The sequence below is a fragment of the Methylobrevis pamukkalensis genome (genome assembly GCF_001720135.1).
GTDB lineage: Bacteria > Pseudomonadota > Alphaproteobacteria > Rhizobiales > Pleomorphomonadaceae > Methylobrevis > Methylobrevis pamukkalensis.
Window position 1 is genome coordinate 17,212 of the sequence record NZ_MCRJ01000014.1, and the last position, 19,172, is coordinate 36,383.

A 19,172-nucleotide genomic window follows, 5' to 3' on the forward strand; every position below is an offset into this window, starting at 1 on the left:
GGAACCGAATCGCATTGGCCAAGAAGATCCGACCGCCGAAGCCCGAAACTCTTCCCCCCACGCGGGAGGCGATCCTGCGCTTCGTCGCCGAGCACCCGACGAAGGGCAGCAAGCGCGAGATCGCCCGCGCCTTCGACGTGACGGGCGATGCCCGCATCGTGCTCAAGCAGATCCTGAAGGAACTCGAGGGCGAGGGCCTGATCGAGCGGCATCACCGCAAGATCGCCCTGCCCGGCGCCCTGCCCCCGGTGCTGGTCTGCGAGGTGATCTCCCGTGACGGCGAGGGCGACATCTTCGCCGAGCCGGTGAAGTGGAACGAGGAAACGGACGGCCCGCCGCCAAGGCTGCTGGTGATCACGCCCAGGGGCAAGCGGACGAGAAGCGAACGCACTCCCGGCATCGGCGACCGGATCCTTGCGAAGGTCAGCGACATGCCGCGCGGCTACGAGCACGTCGCCCGCGCCGCCGTGCGCGTGATCAAGCTGCTCGACCGGTTGCCGACCGGCATCGTCGGCGTGTTCAAGTCCGGCCCCGGCGGCGGACGGATCGTCCCCGTGTCGCGCAAGCAGACCGAGATGATCGTCGACGCCGAACATGCCGGGGATGCCGTCGACGGCGACCTCGTGACCGTCGAGGTCCACCGCATCGGCCGCTACGGCCTGCCGAGCGCCCGGGTGCGCGAGGTGATCGGCTCGATGAAGTCCGAGCGCGCGGTGTCGATGATCGCGATCCACGCCAACGAGATCCCGCACATCTTCCCCGATGCGGTGCTGGCCGAGGCCGCCGAGGCCGAACCGGCGAGCCTGTCGGGCAAGCGCGAGGACTGGCGCGACCTGCCGCTCGTCACCATCGATCCCGCCGACGCCAAGGACCACGACGACGCCGTGCACGCCGAGCCGGACAGCGATCCGGCCAACGTCGGCGGCCACATCGTCACCGTCGCCATCGCCGACGTCGCCGCCTACATCCGGCCCGGCACGGCGCTGGACAAGGAGGCGCTGAAGCGCGGCAATTCGGTCTACTTCCCCGACCGGGTGATCCCGATGCTTCCCGAGCGGATTTCCAACGACCTCTGCTCCCTGCGCGAGGGCGAGGACCGGCCGGCGCTGGCGGTGCGCATGGTGTTCGACGCCGAGGGCCACAAGAAGCGCCACAGCTTCCACCGGATCATGATGCGCTCGGCCGCCAAGCTCGCCTATGCGCAGGCGCAGGCGGCGATCGACGGCCATCCCGACGACAAGACCGACGTGCTGCTCGAACACGTCCTGAAGCCGCTGTGGGAGGCCTACCGCTGCCTTGGCCGCGGCCGCAGCGCCCGCGAACCGCTGGAACTCGACCTGCCCGAGCGCAAGATCCTCCTGAAGCCCGACGGCACCGTCGATCGGGTGGTGACGCCGGAGCGCCTCGACGCCCACAAGCTGATCGAGGAGATGATGATCCAGGCGAATGTCGCCGCCGCCGAGACGCTGGAGGCGAAACGCTCGCCCCTCGTCTACCGGGTCCACGACCAGCCCTCGCTCGCCAAGCTGGAATCGCTGCGCGAATTCCTCTCCACGATGGACCTGAAGCTCGCCAAGCAGGGCAACCTGCGCCCCGGCCAGTTCAACACCATCCTCGCCAAGGCGGCCGACACCGAGAACGCCCACCTCGTCAACGAGGTCGTGCTGCGCTCCCAGAGCCAGGCCGAATACAACCCGATCAACATCGGCCACTTCGGGCTGAACCTGCGCCGCTACGCCCACTTCACCTCGCCGATCCGCCGCTATGCCGACCTGATCGTCCACCGGGCGCTGATCCGCGCCCTCGGCCTTGGCGACGACGGCCTGCCGGACGGCATGGAAGACCGGCTGGAGCGGATCGCCGCCGACATCTCGGCCGCCGAGCGCCGGGCGATGACCGCCGAGCGCGAGACGGTCGACCGGCTCGTCGCCGAATGGCTGTCGGACCAGATCGGCAGCACCTTCCGCGGCCGCATCGCGGGCGTCACCAAGGCCGGACTGTTCGTCAAGCTGGAAGGCTCCGGCGCCGACGGCTTCGTGCCCGCCTCCACCATCGGCGCCGACTTCTACGCCTATGACGAGGCGCGCCGCGCCCTCGTCGGCAACCGCAGCGGCGAGACCTTCCGGCTCGGCGACACCGTCGACGTGAAACTGGTCGAGGTCGCCCCGCTCGCCGGCGCCCTGCGCTTCGAGATCCTCACCGAAGGCAGGCGCGGCAAGCCGGTCGGCGACAAGCGCCTCGCCCGCCGCGCCGACAAGCGCGGCAAGACCCCTCCGGGCCGGGCGCCCGGCCCACGGGGCCGTGCGCGGGGGTGACTGTCCTCGTGGTGCCGGGCATGGTCGTGTGCTCTCGCGGGACCATGCCCGGCGCGCAGATCGGTATCCCTGCACCCTTAGCCGGCACCACCTCTCCCGCCCGAGCCCCACTTCGGACCGGACGACGATTTCCCCACCGACTTTCGCTTGACCGAATCCGGCCGATCCTCTAGGCATGCCCAGCGCTGGAGACGTGGCCGAGAGGCTGAAGGCACTCGTTTGCTAAATGAGCATACCCCCAAAAGGGTATCGAGGGTTCGAATCCCTCCGTCTCCGCCACTTACCCCACAAGTGGTTGATTTCCCCTGATTGGCAGGAATTTGATCGGGCTGCCGAGCGTGCTGCGGCTGGTCCGTGCCGCCTGCAGCCATGTCGGGACGTGGGCAGGTCATCGGATCGCGGCTTGGCGCGGAGGCCGATTTGGCCGGCTGCGCGTCTTCGGCACGCCGAAGCACCGTACCCGGTCACAGATCGTGCACGAACTCCCGTTCCGGCGCGCGGCGGATCGATCCGCGGCGGTGGTCTCGTGCCGGGCGGGTGTTTCCACCCTGTCGATTGCAACGGGTTGGCAACCGGCAGAATCCGAGCCCAAGGCCTTACCGGAAGTCGCGCGTCTTCTGCTTCAGCGTGTCGATATGGCGTTCGGGCTCGAACAGGTCGCGGGCGGGCCAGTCCTTCTTCGGCGCCCCTCTCGGATCGGTGCCCGGTCCGCCATGGTGGAACTCGTCGCCGCGGCCGTGGGGCAGCCGGAAGCGTTCGGCCGGCGGGGCCTCGTGCGTACGGGACTGCGACAGGGCACCGCTCTCATTTCCTCCAAGGCCATCCTGAAAAATGCCCGGCGAGGCCCCCGCAGGCGTCTCCTCTCGCCCCCCGAGACCATGCAGCAGCGGGGTAAAATCGAACAGGCGCTGGGCGACGAGATGGATCACCTCGCCCTCGCGCTGCACACGGCCGTTGACGGCGATCATCGAGGCGGCGAGCACGATCGCCCGCTGACGCTCGAACAGCGTCGGCCAGACCACGAGATTGGCAATGCCGGTCTCGTCCTCGAGCGTGATGAACATCACCCCCTTGGCACTGCCCGGCTTCTGGCGCACCAGCACGAGACCGGCCGTCATCAGCCAGGTGCCGTCGCGCGCGGCGAGGAGATCGGCCGCAGGCCGGATGCGGCGGGCGGAAAGGTCGGCGCGCAGGAAGGAGACCGGATGGCGGCGCAGCGTCAGACCGGTGCTGGCATAGTCCTCCACCACCAGCCGGCCGGCCGTCATCGGCTTCATCGGCACGGCGCCTCAGCAATCTCGGGCTCTGCCCGCCCCCTGTCCGCCGCGGCGAACAAGGGCAGCGGCTCGTCCTTCAGCGGCTTGATCGCCCAGAGCGCGTCGCGCCGGGAGAGGCCCATGGACGGCAGGAAGGCATCGGCAGCGGCGAGCTTTTCCAATGCGGCGACGGAAATGCCGGAGCGGCGCCAGAGGTCCTCGACGCTGGCGAAGGGCGTTTCGGCAACCCCGTCTTCTTCTCCGGTTCCTGGCGCCGCACCGGCAGTCTCTGTCCACTCCGTCGCGGCGGCGAGGTCGGCGTCGTCCGCCCTTGCCGTCCGGGTGTCGCCCAGGTTGCCGCCAAGGCATCGCGCCGCCACCAGCCGCGCCGCCTCGGCGTTGGCCAGGCTTTGGCCATGCGGAGGCCGAGCCGCACGGCGTGCCGCCCGCCCCGCGGATCGGACGGCGGCTCCAGAGTCGTGTCCCAGCGGCTCGCGTTCACATCGACAGGGCGCACCTCGACGCCATGCTCGCGGGCGTCGCGCACGATCTGTGCCGGGGCATAGAAGCCCATCGGCTGGGCGTTGAGCAGCGCGGCGCAGAAGACGTCCGGGTGGTGGCACTTCATCCAGCTTGACGCATAGGCGATGAGGGCAAAGCTCGCCGCGTGGCTTTCCGGAAAGCCATAGGATCCGAACCCTTCGAGCTGACGAAAGGTCCGTTCCGCGAAAGCCTGCTCATAGCCGCGCGCGACCATTCCCTCGATCAGCTTGTCGCGGAAGGCCGAGACCGTGCCGAAATTCTTGAAGGTCGCCATGGAGCGGCGCAGCTGGTCGGCCTCGGCCGGGGAAAAGCCGGCGCAGGTGATCGCCACCTGCATCGCCTGTTCCTGGAACAGCGGCACGCCGAGGGTCTTGCCGAGCACCGCCTTCAGCTCCTCGGTCGGATAGTCGACCGTCTCGCGGCCCTCGCGGCGGCGGAGATACGGATGCACCATGTCGCCCTGGATCGGGCCGGGCCTCACGATCGCCACCTCGATGACGAGATCGTAGAAGGTCTTCGGCTTGAGGCGCGGCAGCATCGTCATCTGCGCGCGGCTCTCGATCTGGAAGACCCCGACGGTGTCGGCCCTGCGGATCATCGCATAGGTCGCCGCGTCCTCGTGCGGCACGGACGCGAGGTCGTGGATCACGCCCTTCGTCTCGCGCAGGAGATCGAAGCGCGGCGCATGCAGCCGAGCATGCCGAGACCGAGCACGTCGACCTTCATGAACTTCAGGGCATCGATGTCGTCCTTGTCCCATTCGATCACCTGACGGTTTTCCATCGCCGCCGGCTCGATCGGCACCAGGTCGTCGAGCCGGTCGTCGGTCAGCACGAAGCCGCCCGGATGCTGGGAGAGATGGCGCGGAAAGCCGGTCAGCTCGCGGGTGAGTTCCAGGGTCAGCCTGAGGCGCCGGTCGGCGATGTCGAGGCCCGCGGTTGCCGCCGCCTGCTCCGGCACCCCGTCCATGGACCAGCCCCAGACCTGGCCGGACAGCGCCGCGGTGACGTCCTCCGGCAGGCCCATGGCCTTGCCGACGTCGCGCAGAGCCCCGCGCGTGCGGTAGCGGATCACGGTGGCGGTGAGGGCGGCACGGTCGCGACCGTAGGTCCCGTAGATCCACTGGATCACCTCCTCGCGCCGCTCGTGCTCGAAGTCGACGTCGATGTCCGGTGGCTCCTTGCGCGCGGTGCTGACGAAGCGTTCGAACAGGAGATTGTTGTGTTCCGGATCGATCGAGGTGATCCCGAGCACGTAGCAGACCGCGGAATTGGCCGCCGAGCCGCGGCCCTGGCAGAGGATGCCCCTCGACCGGGCGAAACGGACGATGGCGTTGACCGTGAGGAAATAGGGCGCGTAGCCGAGCTGCTCGATGAGGCCGAGCTCGTGGGCAAGCAGGCGCCGGGTCTTCGCCGGGAGACCCTGCGGATAACGCTGTGCCGCCCCCTCCCATGTGAGACGGACGAGCTCCTGCTGCGGCGTCACGCCGGGCATAGAGACCTCGTTGGGATACTGGTAGCGAAGGTCGGCAAGCGAGAAGCGGCAACGCCCGACGATCGCCATCGACCGCTCCACGGCCTCGGGATGCGCGGCGAACAGGCGCGCCATCTCGGCCGGCGGCTTCAGGTGGCGGTCGGCGAAGCGGGTCTTGCGAAAGCCCGCCTCGTCGATGGTGACATGCTCGCGAATGGCCGTGACGACATCCTGAAGGATGCGCCGGCGCGGCTCGTGATAGAGCACGTCGTTGGTGGCGACCGGAGCGACGCGCGCGCCACGCGCCATAGCCGACAGCGCCTCCAGACGGTCTGCATCGCCCGGCCGGCGGCGGAGGGTGAGCGCGAGGTGGGCGTCCTCGCCGAAGACGTCGGCAAAGGGGGCGAGCCGGGCGCCAAGCGCCGCATCCGGGGCATCCGGCAGCAGGATGGCGGTCATTCCCGCCGCGTGATCGGCAAGGTCGGCGAAGGTCAGCCGGCAGCGGCCCTTTCCGGCGCGGCCCTTGCCGAGGGTGAGCAGCCGGCAGAGCCGGGAATAGGCCGGCCGGTCCTGCGGATAGACGAGGATGGAACAGCCATCCTCGAGGTCGAGCCGGCAGCCGGCGACGAGGCGCACGCCGCTCTCCTGCGCCGCTACAAAGGCGCGCACCAGGCCGGCCAGCGTGTTGCGGTCGCAGACGCCGAGGGCGGGGATTCCGAGTGCCGCCGCATGCCGGAACAGCTCGTCGGGATGCGAGGCGCCGCGCAGGAAGGAGAAGTTGGTGGTGACCTGAAGTTCGGCATACATGGCTTACCCGAAAAATCCGTGCAGGAACCAGCGCTGGGACCCCGTCGCCGGGTCGAGACCGTCGCCCGCCCGGAACAGCCAGAAGCGGGCGCCGCTGTCGTCCTCCACCGCGAAATAGTCGCGCACCGCGGCAAGCTCGGCGTCGCGCTTCCACCATTCGCCGAAGATCCGCTCCGGTCCGTCGGCGCGCATCACCCGCCGGCGTGTGCCCCGCCACACGAATTGGAGGGGCGGATGATCGGGCAGGAGCGCGATCGTCTCGACCGGCTCCGGCCTGGAGAGGATCCGCACCGGGCGCGGCCAGCCGGCAGGCCACGGCGACGTCAGGACATCGAGCGGACCGACGCGGCACACCGAGCGCTCCGGAACCTCGCTTTCCACCGGCGCGAGCCGATACAGCCGGCCCGGCCCGAAGCGGTTCATCAGCCGGTCGACGAGACCGGAAAGGTCGGGCGCGGACGTCGTGGCCCCGAGCGAGCCGGCGATCTGGCGGGCGCCGAGCGGCTCGGCCAGCGGCACGGCCAGCGTCATCGCCTCGATCCCGAAGCCCGGATCGAGCCCGTCGACGTGTTCGGCAAGGAGGCGCAGGAGATGGCCCGCATCGCGGGAGGGCGCGGCCGTGCCGATCCGGATCGCCGCAAGGCCGCTGTCGACCCGGTGGCAGACGAGGTCGAGCCGGCGAGCCCCCACCCCTTCGGCCGCCATGCGCGCGGCGAGCCGCCGGCAGAGTTCATCCGCGGCGACGGTGATCTGCTCGGTGGTGGCGATCGGCTCGGCGAAGCTGCAGCGCTCGGCGAGCGCCGTCTGCGCAGGCACGGCCTCGAACGGCTCCGGAAGGGTTCCGAGCGCCTCGTCGATCCGGCGAAACAGGCTGGCTCCGAAGCGGCGAGCGAGCGGCGCCCGCGGCAGGCCGGCAATCTCGCCGACCGTGGAAAAGCCGAGCTTGTGCAGCCCCTGCAGCGTCGGCGGGTCGAGGCGCAATGCGGCGAGCGGCAGGGCGGCGAGCACCTCCCGCTCCCGCCCCGCCGGCACCGGCGGAATCGGCACGTCTGCGGCATGGCGGGTGAGGCCGTAAGCAAGGCCGTGGCTGCCGGCGACGGCGGCTCTTGCGGCAATGCCGGCCCTCGCCAGCCGACCGGAAAGGTCCGCAAGCATCGCCTCCTCCCCCCCAAACAGATGGTCGGAGCCGGCGGACTCGATCCGCAGCCCGTCGTGTCCGACGAGCCCGGCCACCGGGCTGTAGCGGGTGATCGCCCATTGCGCGAGCCGGGCGAGTGACGCAGCATCCGCCTCAGGCATTGCCTCGACCATCGCGAGCCCCGGCAGGATCGCCTGGGCGTGGGTAAGGCTCATCCCGGGACGAAGGCCATGCGCCCTCGCCGCGCCATCGGCGGCCGCGATCAGCCGGCGTCCCTTCTCGCGCCGGACGGTGACGAGGGGCTCATCCGGTGGCGGCACGCGGTCCGGTTCTTCCCGCCTGAGCCGGTCCGTCGGCCAGTCGGGCAGGAACAGCGCGATCGTTCGCCGGGCGGATCTTGTCGGTGCGGCGGGTCTCGGCGAGACGGCCCTTTTCATCACAGGCTCCCAAAGTCCATGTTGCCGGCTCCGCCCCCCGGCAGCGGGTCAGTTCCACGTTCCACACGGCACGTCCCAGCCTGCGCCGGCCCGATCCGGCTGGTCCGATCTCTTCCGGGCTGGCGGCGATCCGCCAGCGGCTGACGGCGGCATTCGGCTTCTGCTCCTCCCTGTCTTGCCGCTGCGGCCAGCGCCGAAGCGCGAGGATGAGGGCGCCGGAGCCTTCGGCGGCCAGGCTCAATCGCCGCGAGGCGACGAGGTCGAGCCCGCTCACCTCGCCGACGACGCCCGAAAGTCCCTTCTCCCGTGCCCCCTCCTCCATGGCCGAAAGCACGTTTTTCGCCTTGCCGGTCTCGACGAAGATCACCCGTCCGGGATCGAGCCCGACGCCGGCCAGCGCCGGCGCAAAAAGATCCTGCCGCTCCACGCACCAGAGCACCGGACCTTCGAGCCGGGCGAGGATGCCGGCGACGAACAGGCTCGCCGCCGCGCCATGGGTGACGTCGCCAGAACCGCCGGCCACCTCGTGCAGGGCTCCGAGCCTCAGCCCGCCGCCCGGCAGGTGCCCATCCAGCGCCGCAAGCCCGAAGGGCAGCACTCTGCGGCCCTCCGGACGCAGATGCTCCAGCCGCGCCACCCGGCGGCGAAGATCATCCAGAATGACGGGGGTTCGAGCCGGCATGCGAGGTCCTTCGATCCAGGGTGTTCATTATTTGTTCTCATGCCACGAGAGTCAATCGATGAGGTCCGGATCGCGAAAGAGGAGCTGTGGAGGCCCGTGCGGACGGGACGGCGACAGGGCGCCGCTCGCATATCCCGCAGGGCCACCATGGAAAGCCCCCGGCTAGGCCTCCCCAGCCGCCGCCTCTCCCCGGCCGGGTTTGCGTTCGCAACCCCGGCCCAACCGGCACTCGCCAATGCCTCCCCAGCTACTCCACGCAGGGGCACACGGTCCGAAAGACGGAGGACAGGATCGGTCATTGCCGATCGCACGAAACCTGCGGCCGACCCGCTGGCGGCCGGCTGCCGCCCTGTCGCCTCATCCGAGGCGGCAGACGTCTCCCTGCCCTGAACGAAGCGGTGTCAGCCTTCGAGGCGCTTCAGCAGCGCGGACGTGTCCCAGCGGCTGCCGCCCATCGCCTGCACGTCGGCATAGAACTGGTCGACGAGGGCCGTCACCGGCAGGCGGGCGCCGTTGCGGCGCGCCTCGTCGAGGACGATGCCGAGATCCTTGCGCATCCAGTCGACCGCAAAGCCGAATTCATACTGGTCGGCGTTCATGGTCGCGTGGCGGTTGTCCATCTGCCAGGAGCCGGCGGCGCCCTTGGAGATGACGTCGACGACCTTGAGGATGTCGAGCCCGGCGCGCTTGCCGAAGTGGATCGCCTCGGCCAGCCCCTCGACGAGGCCGGCGATGCAGATCTGGTTCATCATCTTGGCAAGCTGGCCGCTGCCGGCCGGGCCGATCAGCGCCACCTTCGCGGCATAGGCCCCGATCACCGGCTCCGCCTTGTCGAAATCACTCTCCGAACCGCCGCACATCACCGTGAGGATGCCCTTTTCGGCGCCGGCCTGACCGCCGGAGACCGGCGCGTCGAGGAAGCCGAAGCCGCCCGCCTGCGCCGCCGCGGCGAGCTCGCGGGCAATGTCCGCCGAGGCCGTGGTGTTGTCGACGAACACCGATCCCGCGCGCATGGCTGCAAAGACACCGTCGGCGCCGAGCGTGACCGATCGCAGGTCGTCGTCGTTGCCGACGCAGCAGAAGACGATCTCCGCCCCCCGCGCCGCCTCGGCCGGCGTCGCCGCGCGCCTGCCTCCGAATTCGGCGACCCACTGCTCGGCCCGGGCCGGCGTGCGGTTGTAGACGGTCACCTCGTGACCGCCGCGCGCCCGCAGATGACCGGCCATCGGGTAGCCCATGACCCCGAGACCCAGAAACGCGACCTTCGACATGCTCTCTCCCAACTCGTTTTCAGTTCGGCCCGCACACTCGCAACCAACTACGGCAACGGGCATCCGGGCTGCGGCTCACTCGGCGGCGTTCGTTGCGGCAACCGCGGCGGCGGGGTGGGCCGGCCGCGGCAGGCCGAGGTGATCGCGCAGGGTCGTCCCCTCGTATTCGGTGCGGAACAGGCCGCGCTTCTGCAGCACCGGCACCACATGGTCGACGAAGTCGTCGAGCGCGCCCGGGAACCACGGCGGCATGACGTTGAAGCCGTCGGCCGCGCCGGCCACGAACCACTCTTCGAGGCCGTCGGCGATCTGCTCCGGCGTGCCCAGCAGCAGGCGGTGGCCCATGGCGGCGGAGGTGAAGTCGCGCAGTTCGCGCAGCGTGAGCCCGTCGCGGGCGGCCAGCGCCGCAAGCGTGACCGCATGGCCCTGCATCATGCCGGAGGGCGGAAGCTGCGGCATGGGGGCATCAAGGTCGAAGGCCGACAGGTCGTGGCCCATGCGTTCGGACAGGACCCGCAGCGACGTCGCCGCATCGGCGCGGGCGCCGAGTTCGGCGAGTTTCGCCCGGGCATCCTTCTCGCTTTCGCCGACGATCGGGCAGACGCCCGGCATGATCTTGAGATGGTCGACGTTGCGGCCGAACTTGCGCACCCGTCCGCGCAGGTCGTCGGCAAAGGCCTTGGCCGTGTCGAGGTCCTGCAGCACGGCAAAGACGATCTCGGCGACGGAGGCGGCCAGATCGCGGCCGGTGTCGGAGGCGCCCGCCTGGATGAACACCGGATAGCCCTGGGGCGGGCGGCTGATGTTGAGCGGTCCCTTCACGTTGAAGTGGGCGCCGTGGTGGTCGAGGACATGCATCTTCGCGGCATCGACATAGACGCCGCTGTCCTTGTCCATGACGACGGCGTCGTCCTCCCAGCTGTTCCACAGGCCTTTGGCGACCTCGACGAACTCCGCCGCGATCCGGTAGCGCTCGGAATGCTCCGGATGCTCCTTCAGGCTGAAGTTGGCGGCCGCGGCCGGAAAGGCGCCGGCGACGATGTTCCACGCCGCCCGGCCGCCGCTCAGGTGATCGAGCGAGGCAAACAGGCGGGCGAGATTGTAGGGCTCCGAATAGGTGGTCGACGCGGTGGCGGCCAGACCGATCCGGCTGGTGACCGTGGAGAGCACCGACAGCAGCGTCAGCGGCTCGAGGCGGACCACCATCGAGGGATGCATGGTCGGCGAGGTGTTCAGCGCGTCGGCCAGAAAGAACAGATCGAACTTGCCGCGCTCGGCCGTCATCGCGATGTGCTTGAGCAGCTCGAGATTCTCGGACCCGGCCTGGGCACCGGGAAGCCGCCAGCCGGCCACGTGATGACCGGAGGCCAGCGCGAAGGCGCCGAGGTGCATCATCTTTGTCGATGCCATGACTTGATCCTTGTGATGAGTGTCGGGGCGACGGGCGCGGCGGTCAGCCCGCAGCGCGGCGTTCCGGGCGGGGATGGCCGAGCTGGTCGGCCGTGTCGGCGGCGAGCATCGACTGGCGGAAGTGGTGGATCGCTTCGTCGAGCGGCGCGACGGCCTCGGGCCGCAGCGTGAAGCCGCCGTCGTCCGTGGCGGCGATATGCGCCTCGGCGACGAAGAAGCTCTGGACGGCGTGGCGCACGCCCATCGACTGCAGGACCGGCCGGAGGCTGAAATCCAGGGCCAGCACATGGGCAAGGCTGCCGCCGGTGGCGATCGGCAGCACGGTCTTGCCGGCCAGCGCGAACTGCGGAAGCTGGTCGAGATAGAGCTTCAGCAGACCGGAAAAGGACGCCTTGTAGATCGGCGTCGCGACGATCACGCCGTCAGCGGCCATCACCTCCTCGTTGACCGCGGCAAGACCGGCGTCGCGCGCCGGATACTCCAGCATGGCCGGGAGAGACAGGTCGCGCAGGGCGATGTTCCTGATCGTCACCGAGGGCGATGTCAGCCGGTCGAGGACGAGGTCGGCGATGCCGGCGGTCTTGGAGGTGGCGGAGGCACTCGCGGAGAGAGCAACGACCCGGAAGTTGCGCACGTGCTTGTCCTTCTGCGCTGATCGACGGAGGGGCGGCCTGTGTGGCGGCCTGCGCCGCATTCATCTGCCGAACGCAATTCAGCCAGACTCAAATTTTAATGTCAATGAAATTTCTACGACCTTCTCTCGATGAAGTGCTGTGATTGCAATCTTATATATCTCATAATGATAGCTATTTCTACTCAAGACACGCTGCGATGTCTGCAATGATTTTAGTATGGATTAATTCATCGACAGCATGAAGCCCGCGCGCGGCGACTGTGCCGGAGGGGCACGGGCACCTCCGGGCGGCGTTCTGGGCATGCGGGCGTGCCCTGCCCTGCGCGGTCGCGGTGGCGGCACAGGCCGGCGGCTTGCGGGTCAGGCGTAGGTGGGGCCGAGGTCGTCGCGCTGGAGATTGAACCACAGCGCCCGGGCGGTCTTCGGCTTGTAGTTCCAGATCTTGTGCAGCCGGGTGGAATCGAGCGAGATCAGGTCGTTCTTGCCGACCACATAGGCCACCCGGTCGATCTCGACGGTCAGTTCGCCCTCGATCACGAAGCCGTATTCGTAGCCGGTGTGCCGCACCCCATTCGGCGAATTGCCGATGTCCGGAGCATATTCGTTGAGGGTGATGTCGACCTTGCGCAGCCGGTCTTCCTTCAGCACCCAGCGGCGCACGCCGTCGTCGGTCTTGATGACCGGCTGATCCTTGAGCCGGGACAACGGCTCGTCCTCGCCGCTGCCCCGTCCCGCGATCAGGTCGGTCAGCGAGATGCCGAGGCCATGGGCCATGGCGGCAAGGGTCGTGAGCGACGGCGACACGAGACCCCGCTCGACGAGGCTCAGCATCGCCGTGCTGATGCCGGCGATCTCGGCGATGTCCTGCTGGCGGTAGCCGCGCTGGACGCGCAGCTTGCGGAGACGCTGGCCGACCACGAGCAGCGTTCTGGCCGCATCGTCCGAGGCCGACATGCGCGACGGCAATGCCGGTTCCTTGTCGGTCTTTCCTGCCACGCACCGTCTCCCACCGCTGAACGCCAGGCGTTCGCCCGGTTTCATTATCGACACATCCCGGGAACTTGCCAGCGTGGAGAGGTCCGAAATGGATGGAATTTTCAACCCTGCTGAAATGCGAGACGTCCCTGCGTCCGTGATCCGGCCCCATGGCGTCAGTCCATCCGCACCAGATGGCCCGGCGACACCTCGGCATAGGTCCGCTGCGGCGGCACATAGCCGACGGGGCGGACCGGACTTTTCAGCTCCGAGGCCGGCGGCGGCGCGGCATCGGTCCGCCGCGCCGGGTCCGGTATCGGCACCGCCGCAAGCAGCTTCTTCGTGTAGTCGTGGCGCGGATCGCCGAACACGGCCGCTCTTGGTCCGATCTCGACGATCTCGCCGAGATACATGACCGCCACCCGGTGGCTGACCCGCTCCACCACCGACATGTCGTGGGAGATAAACAGGAAGGCGACGCCGAGCTGCTGCTGCAGGTCCATCAGCAGGTTGCAGACCTGCGCCTTGATCGAGACGTCGAGGGCGGACACGGCCTCGTCGGCGATGATCACCTTCGGATCGAGCATCAAGGCCCGGGCGATCGAGATGCGCTGGCGCTGGCCGCCGGAAAACTCGTGCGGCAGGCGGCCCAGCGCATCGACCGGCATGCGACCCGCTCCAGCAGGTCCGCCGCCTTGTCCAGCGCCGCCGCCTTGCTGCCGAGTCCCTGCTCGACGAAGGGCTGGGTCAGGGTCGCCCGGATGCGCTTGCGCGGGTTGAGGCTCGCATAGGGGTCCTGGAAGATCATCTGGATGCTGCGCCGCATCCGGCGCAGATCCGTGACATTGAGGCCGAGAGCGTCGTAGCCGTCGACATTCACGTAGCCCTCGACCGAGACCCGGCCGCGCCTCGCCTCGGTGAGCCGGATGATGCTGCGCCCGGTCGTCGACTTGCCGCAGCCCGATTCCCCCACCAGCGACAGGATCTCGCCGCGCCGCAGGTCGAAGCTGACATTCTCCACCGCATGGACCGCGCCGGTCTTGCGCCCGAAGAGGCCGCTGCGGATGTCGAAGCGGGTGGTGAGGTTGCGCACCTCCAGCACCGGCGTCGTGCCGTGCGCCACCGTGTCCGTCATCGGCGCGACGGGACGCGGCGCGCCGGTTGCCACATCGGTGATCTCGAAGCGAGCCGGCAGGGACCGGCCCTGCATCGAGCCGAGCCGTGGGATCGCCGACAGAAGCGCCCGCGTGTAGGGATGGCGGCTCGCGGCGAAGATCGCCGCGGTCCGGTCCCACTCCACCGCCTCGCCGCGATACATCACCAGCGTCCGGTCGGCGATCTCGGCCACCACGCCCATGTCGTGGGTGACGAACAGGACCGACATGCCCTCCTCGCGCTGCAGCGTGCGGATCAGGTCGAGGATCTGCCCCTGGATCGTCACGTCGAGCGCGGTCGTCGGCTCGTCGGCGATCAGCAGCTTCGGCCGGGTCGCGATCGCCATGGCGATCATCGCGCGCTGGCGCATGCCGCCGGAGAACTGGTGGGGATAGTCGCCGGCCCGGGCCTTCGCATTGGGAATGCGGACCTTTTCGAGCAGTTCCACCGCCTGGCGAAGCGCCGCGCCGCGCGACAGGCCGCGGTGGCGCACGAGGGTCTCGGCGATCTGGTCCCCGATCGTGAAGATCGGGTTGAGGCTCGTCATCGGGTCCTGGAAGATCATCGCGATGTCGTTGCCGCGCACGCGGCGCATCTCGCGCTCCGAGAGCGCGCCGAGATCGACGTCGCCGAGACGGATCCGGCCGGCGATCCGCGACGAGGCCGCGGGCAGCAGCCGCATGATCGACAGCGACGTGACGCTCTTGCCGGAGCCGGATTCGCCGACGATCGCAACCGTCTCGCCGGCGCCGACGTCGAAGCTCACGTCACGGACGATCGGCTTCCACCCGTCGTCGACCCTGAACGCGGTGCAGAGATGCTCCACCGACAGCACGGGGGCAGCCATGCCGGGCGCAGGCACGGCCGGGGAAGCGGAAACGGGGGTGGCGACCATCTGGTTCATCATTTCTCGTTTCTGGCTCATCCCGGTCTCGCTCCGGCAAGCCTCACGACGGACGGGCGGTCAGGTGTCGCGGGTCGGCGCGAGCGCGTCGCGCAGCCCGTCGCCGAACAGGTTGACCCCGAGGATCAGGAGGAAGAGGGCAAGACCCGGAAACAGGATCAGCCACGAGGTGAAGAAGATGTTCTCCTTGCCCTCCGCCATCATCAGCCCCCAGGAAGCGTCGGCGGCTGGACGCCGAGGCCGAGGAAGGACAGGGAGGATTCGACCATGATCGCGCTCGCCATCTCGACGGTGGCGACCACCACGACCATCGGCATCAGGTTCGGCAGGAGGTCGGAGACGATGATCTTCGCCGTCGGCATGCCCATCGAGCGGGCGGCCATGATGTAGTCCTGCGACACGATCTGCCGGGTGACGCTGCGCGAGACGATCGCGAACTGGTCCCACAAGAGCAGGCCGAGCACGGTCATGATCGTCTGGAACGAGTTGCCGACCAGCGCGACGATGGCGAGTGCCACGATCACCGCCGGCATGGCAAGACGCACGGTGACGAGATAGGTGACCAACGTGTCGACCCGGCCGCCGAAATAGCCGGCCAGCACGCCGAGCGTGACGCCGATGCTGCCGGAGATCAGGATCGTCACCAGCCCGATGCTGAGGCTGACCCGCGCGCCGTAGATCAGCCGGCTCAGGTAATCGCGCCCGAGGTGATCGGTGCCGAGCAGATGGGCGGGATTGCCGCCTTCCACCCATGCCGGCGGCAGCAGGCGGCTGACGAGGCTCTGGTCATAGGGGCTGTAGGGTGCAAGCAAGGGCGCGGCGAGTGCCATGACCAGCACCAGCCCGACGATCGTCCCGCCCACGGCCAGCGGCCAGTTGACGGTGCGCCGGCGGGCCGGCCGCGGCGCGATCCGGGTGAGGTCGTTCGCAAGAGCCATTCTCAGTCCGTCCGGGTGCGAGGATCGAGGGCCGCGTTGAGCAGGTCGGCAAGCAGCGTGAGGAGGACGTAGGAGATCGACACCACCACGAGGATCGCCTGCACCACCGGAAAGTCGGTGCGGATGATCGATTCCCAGGCGAGATAGCCGATGCCCTGGATCGCGAAGATCGATTCCACGACCACCGAGCCGCCGATCAGCATGCCGAGCTGGACGGCCGCGACCGTGACCACCGGCACCAGCGCGTTGCGCAGCGCATGCTTGAAGATCACCTTGGCGGGCGACAGGCCCTTGGCCCGGGCGGTGCGGATGTAGTCGGTCGCCAGCACCTCGATCATGCCGGCGCGCGTCAGCCGCAGGATTGCCGGCTGCACGGCGAAGGCGAGCGCGATCGAGGGCATGATGAAATTTGCGAGCGAGTCGCTGCCGGAGATCGGCAGCCAGCGCAGCGACAGGCCGAAGGTCGAGATCATCAGCAGCGCGATCCAGAAGCTCGGCATCGACTGGCCCATGGCCGAGAACACCAGGGCGGCGCGGTCGATCAGCGAGTTGCGGTAGACGGCCGCGAGCACGCCGAAGGGCACGGCGACGATCACCGCCAGCGCCAGCGCCAGCCCCCCGAGCATCACCGTCGTCGGCAGGCGCGAGAGGATGAGGTTGCGGCCGGCTGCTTGAAGTAGAAGGACTGGCCGAGATCGCCGGCGAGGAAATTGCCGAGCCAGTCGACATACTGGACCACCAGCGGCCGATCGAGCCCGTAGGCGGCCTCGATCGCCTTCACCTGCTCCAGCGTCGCGTTCTGCCCGGCAAGGGCGCGGCCGAGATCACCGGACAGGCGCAGCAGGAAGAAGCCGATCGCCGAGACCGTCAGGGCGACCAGCACGGCGAGCAGGAGACGCCTGAGGGTGTAGCTGAGCATCGGATCCTCGCAAAGGTTCGTGTCGCCGGAAGCGCTGTCAGGGGCCCGCCAAGATCCGGGCAACCCCCGATTTGTCCGGCCTCGCGGGACGGGCGGACGGAGAAGTGGCGGCTGCCGCGGGGACCCGGTGCGGCAGCCGCCGATCACGCCGAACTCAGTTCCACTGTGCGGTGTAGAACCTGACGATACCGTCCGTGCTCGGCGCAAAGGTCAGCTGGTCGGACATCGCGAAGCTGTCCGTCACGATGTAGAGCGGCACCCAGTAGGCACCCTCCGCCAGCAGCGCGAGGGCCTTGCCATAGGCCTCGTCGCGGGCCTCCTGCGTTGCCCCGGCATTGCCTTCGCGAACGAGATCCTTGATCCGCTCGTCCGTGGTGATGCTGTCGGGCGCCAGATAGTGGCTGGAGAGGTGGTTGCCGGCGTCCATCAGGCCATGGCCGGCCCAGGTCTGGTGCGCGATCGGCAGGCGCCCCTGCTTCCAGTTCTCGTCCAGCGAGGAATACTGCATGTAGTTGAGGTTGGCGCGGATGCCGACCTTCTGGAGATCGCCGATCAGCGCTTCCGTCACGTGGCGGTCGCGGTAGGCGAAGATGTCGAGGTCGAAGCCTTCGGCGTAGCCCGCCTCGGCCAGAAGCTTGCGCGCCGCCTCGACGTCATAGGGATAGTCGAACACCTTGTCGATGCAGCCGGTCATCACCGGCTGGCAGAAGGTGTCGAGCCGCACCGAGACGCCGCGCACGAGGTGGTTGACCAGCGAGTCCCGGTCGATCGCGTGGGCGATCGCCTGCCGCACCTTCGGATCCTTGACCGGGCTGTTTTCCGGCGGATTGACCGGATTGAACATCAGATAGGCGATGCGGGTGCCGAGCACCTGCTCGATCCTGATGCCCGGAAGGCTCTTCATCTTCTCCGCCTGGTCGGCGGTGAGCTGGTAGATCCAGTCGATCTTGCCGGTCATCAGCTCGGCGATCCGGGTATTGGCGTCCTGCACCGAGCGAATCACGACCTTGCCGACCGCGGGCTTGCCCTTCGGGCTGCCCTCGAAATAGTCCTCGTTACGCACGAGGGTGATGCTCGATCCGGCCTCGGCACTCTCGACCTTGTAGGGACCGCTGCAGATCGGCTGGCGCGAGAAGCCCTCGGTGCCGACCTTGCCGTGGTAATGCTCCGGATAGATCGGCACGCCGGCGGCGAGCTGGTCGAGCACGGCCTTGTTGTCGTCCTTGGTGGTGATGCGGATCCTGTCCGGACCCAGCTTCTCCACGCCGGCGATCCAGTCGACCATGTACTGGCCGGACACGCCGGTGGCCGGATCGGACGCCCATTTCAGCGTGTAGACCACGTCGTCCGCGTCGAAGCTCTCGCCGTCGTGGAACTTCACGTCGCTGCGCAGGGTCATGTCGAGTTGCTTGGGCGCGCTCCACTCCCAGGCCGAGGCCAGCAGCGGCTTGATCTCCTGCGTCGCCGGATCGCGGAACACCAGCGCGTCGCAGACGCTCTGCGCCACGCTGTAGCCCTCGTCGATGCTGAGGAAATAGAAGTCGAGCGTGGGAATGCTCGCTTCCCAGGCGATGTTGAGCGTGTCGTCGTCCTTGCCGGCGGCGGCCGGCGAGGCCACGGCCGTGGTCATCGCCGCGGCCAGAAGAAGGCACGTCCACTTGGACAGTACTGAGGAAGTCATGATCCCGTCCTGTTCGATGAGGGTTCGAAAAGCCTGCGTTCCACCGCCGGATGCCGCATCCGCAAGGACCAGCCACGCCGGCAGCCTCCAAATCCCGATCCGGCCACCCGACTGGGCGAGGCATCGGCCGGGTCATCCCGCAAGCCGCGGACCTCCGTCGTGCGAGCAGAACCCGCACCCATGCAAGACGAGCCTTGGAACACTGGGGTCGAGGCACAGATATCCGTGCCCAGACCAGGGGTCTTTGCTGTATCTCTCTCACATTTCCGGGCTTGCTTTGACAATTTCGACGACATGTACAGGCCATGTTCGTCTTGTCCGAGCCTGAGGACGATGACACATCATCGCCCCGCGCTTCTTCTGTATGGATGAATGTTTGCCGAGACGCGTTTTAATGTCAATAAAAAATTTTCACTGTCGCACACTTTGCGGGCCGCCCAGATCCTGGGCAGAACCGCACGATCAATAGGCATGCACCGCAGCATTCCCTATTCCGACGCCACATGGGCGCTGCAGATTGCATTTCCTGCCTCGGAATCCTGTCGTGAGATTTGAGCCTGCATAAAATATCGGCCTCAGGCAGATGCGGCCGGAACGTCACGCGCACAGGTGGATCGCGCGGCAGCAATACGAC

9 protein-coding genes, 1 tRNA gene and 4 pseudogenes are annotated in these 19,172 nt (G+C 68.3%); 2 read left to right on the top strand and 12 right to left on the bottom strand.

All coding sequences use genetic code 11. The annotated features are described in order from the left end of the window. Window positions 1-14: 14 nt before the first annotated feature. Both rnr and A6302_RS03975 read left to right on the top strand, forming a co-directional pair. On the top strand, window positions 15-2,315 hold the full coding sequence (gene rnr, locus A6302_RS03970) for a ribonuclease R (protein WP_083255493.1): 2,301 nt from the start codon (window positions 15-17) through the stop codon (window positions 2,313-2,315). 187 nt (window positions 2,316-2,502) lie between these two features. Then, window positions 2,503-2,594 (top strand) — tRNA-Ser (locus A6302_RS03975). Between the two features lie 581 nt (window positions 2,595-3,175). On the opposite strand, the pseudogene A6302_RS03985 reads toward A6302_RS03975, so the two are convergent. From A6302_RS03985 to A6302_RS04030, 12 genes and pseudogenes are all read right to left on the bottom strand, one after another. Next, a pseudogene (locus A6302_RS03985) lies at window positions 3,176-6,410 on the bottom strand (error-prone DNA polymerase); the annotation flags it as partial. Between the two features lie 545 nt (window positions 6,411-6,955). Continuing rightward, window positions 6,956-7,852, bottom strand: a pseudogene (locus tag A6302_RS26010) (Y-family DNA polymerase); the annotation flags it as partial. Further along, on the bottom strand, window positions 7,836-8,651 hold the full coding sequence (locus tag A6302_RS21010) for an ImuA family protein (RefSeq protein ID WP_245293907.1): 816 nt from the start codon (window positions 8,649-8,651) through the stop codon (window positions 7,836-7,838). The pseudogene A6302_RS26010 and the gene A6302_RS21010, both read right to left, overlap by 17 nt. A 401-nt stretch (window positions 8,652-9,052) precedes the next feature. Further along, window positions 9,053-9,922, bottom strand: a complete 870-nt coding sequence (locus A6302_RS03995; RefSeq protein ID WP_069305964.1) for an NAD(P)-dependent oxidoreductase — start codon at window positions 9,920-9,922, stop codon at window positions 9,053-9,055. Window positions 9,923-9,997: 75 nt separating this feature from the next. Then, window positions 9,998-11,332, bottom strand: a complete 1,335-nt coding sequence (locus A6302_RS04000; protein ID WP_069305965.1) for an LLM class flavin-dependent oxidoreductase — start codon at window positions 11,330-11,332, stop codon at window positions 9,998-10,000. A 43-nt stretch (window positions 11,333-11,375) separates the two neighbouring features. Next, a complete protein-coding gene (gene ssuE / locus A6302_RS04005; protein WP_069305966.1) occupies window positions 11,376-11,966 on the bottom strand; it encodes an NADPH-dependent FMN reductase in 591 nt (196 codons plus the stop codon). 360 nt (window positions 11,967-12,326) lie between these two features. Next, window positions 12,327-12,962, bottom strand: a complete 636-nt coding sequence (locus tag A6302_RS04010) for a helix-turn-helix domain-containing protein (protein WP_169833489.1) — start codon at window positions 12,960-12,962, stop codon at window positions 12,327-12,329. Window positions 12,963-13,117: 155 nt separating this feature from the next. Then, window positions 13,118-14,991 (bottom strand): annotated as a pseudogene (locus A6302_RS04015) (ABC transporter ATP-binding protein). Between the two features lie 69 nt (window positions 14,992-15,060). Next, on the bottom strand, window positions 15,061-15,204 hold the full coding sequence (locus A6302_RS22655) for a hypothetical protein (RefSeq protein ID WP_169833490.1): 144 nt from the start codon (window positions 15,202-15,204) through the stop codon (window positions 15,061-15,063). Continuing rightward, the gene (locus tag A6302_RS04020) at window positions 15,204-15,938 is read right to left on the bottom strand and encodes an ABC transporter permease (RefSeq protein WP_141703398.1); all 735 of its coding nucleotides are present in this window, start codon (window positions 15,936-15,938) and stop codon (window positions 15,204-15,206) included. The genes A6302_RS22655 and A6302_RS04020 overlap by 1 nt, the downstream gene beginning before the upstream one ends. Before the next feature lie 2 nt (window positions 15,939-15,940). Beyond that, window positions 15,941-16,857: pseudogene (locus A6302_RS04025) on the bottom strand (ABC transporter permease). Window positions 16,858-17,011: 154 nt separating this feature from the next. Continuing rightward, window positions 17,012-18,538 carry an ABC transporter substrate-binding protein gene (locus tag A6302_RS04030; protein WP_069305968.1) on the bottom strand — a complete coding sequence of 509 codons (1,527 nt, stop codon included), beginning with the start codon at window positions 18,536-18,538 and terminating at the stop codon, window positions 17,012-17,014. Between the last annotated feature and the right edge of the window lie 634 nt (window positions 18,539-19,172).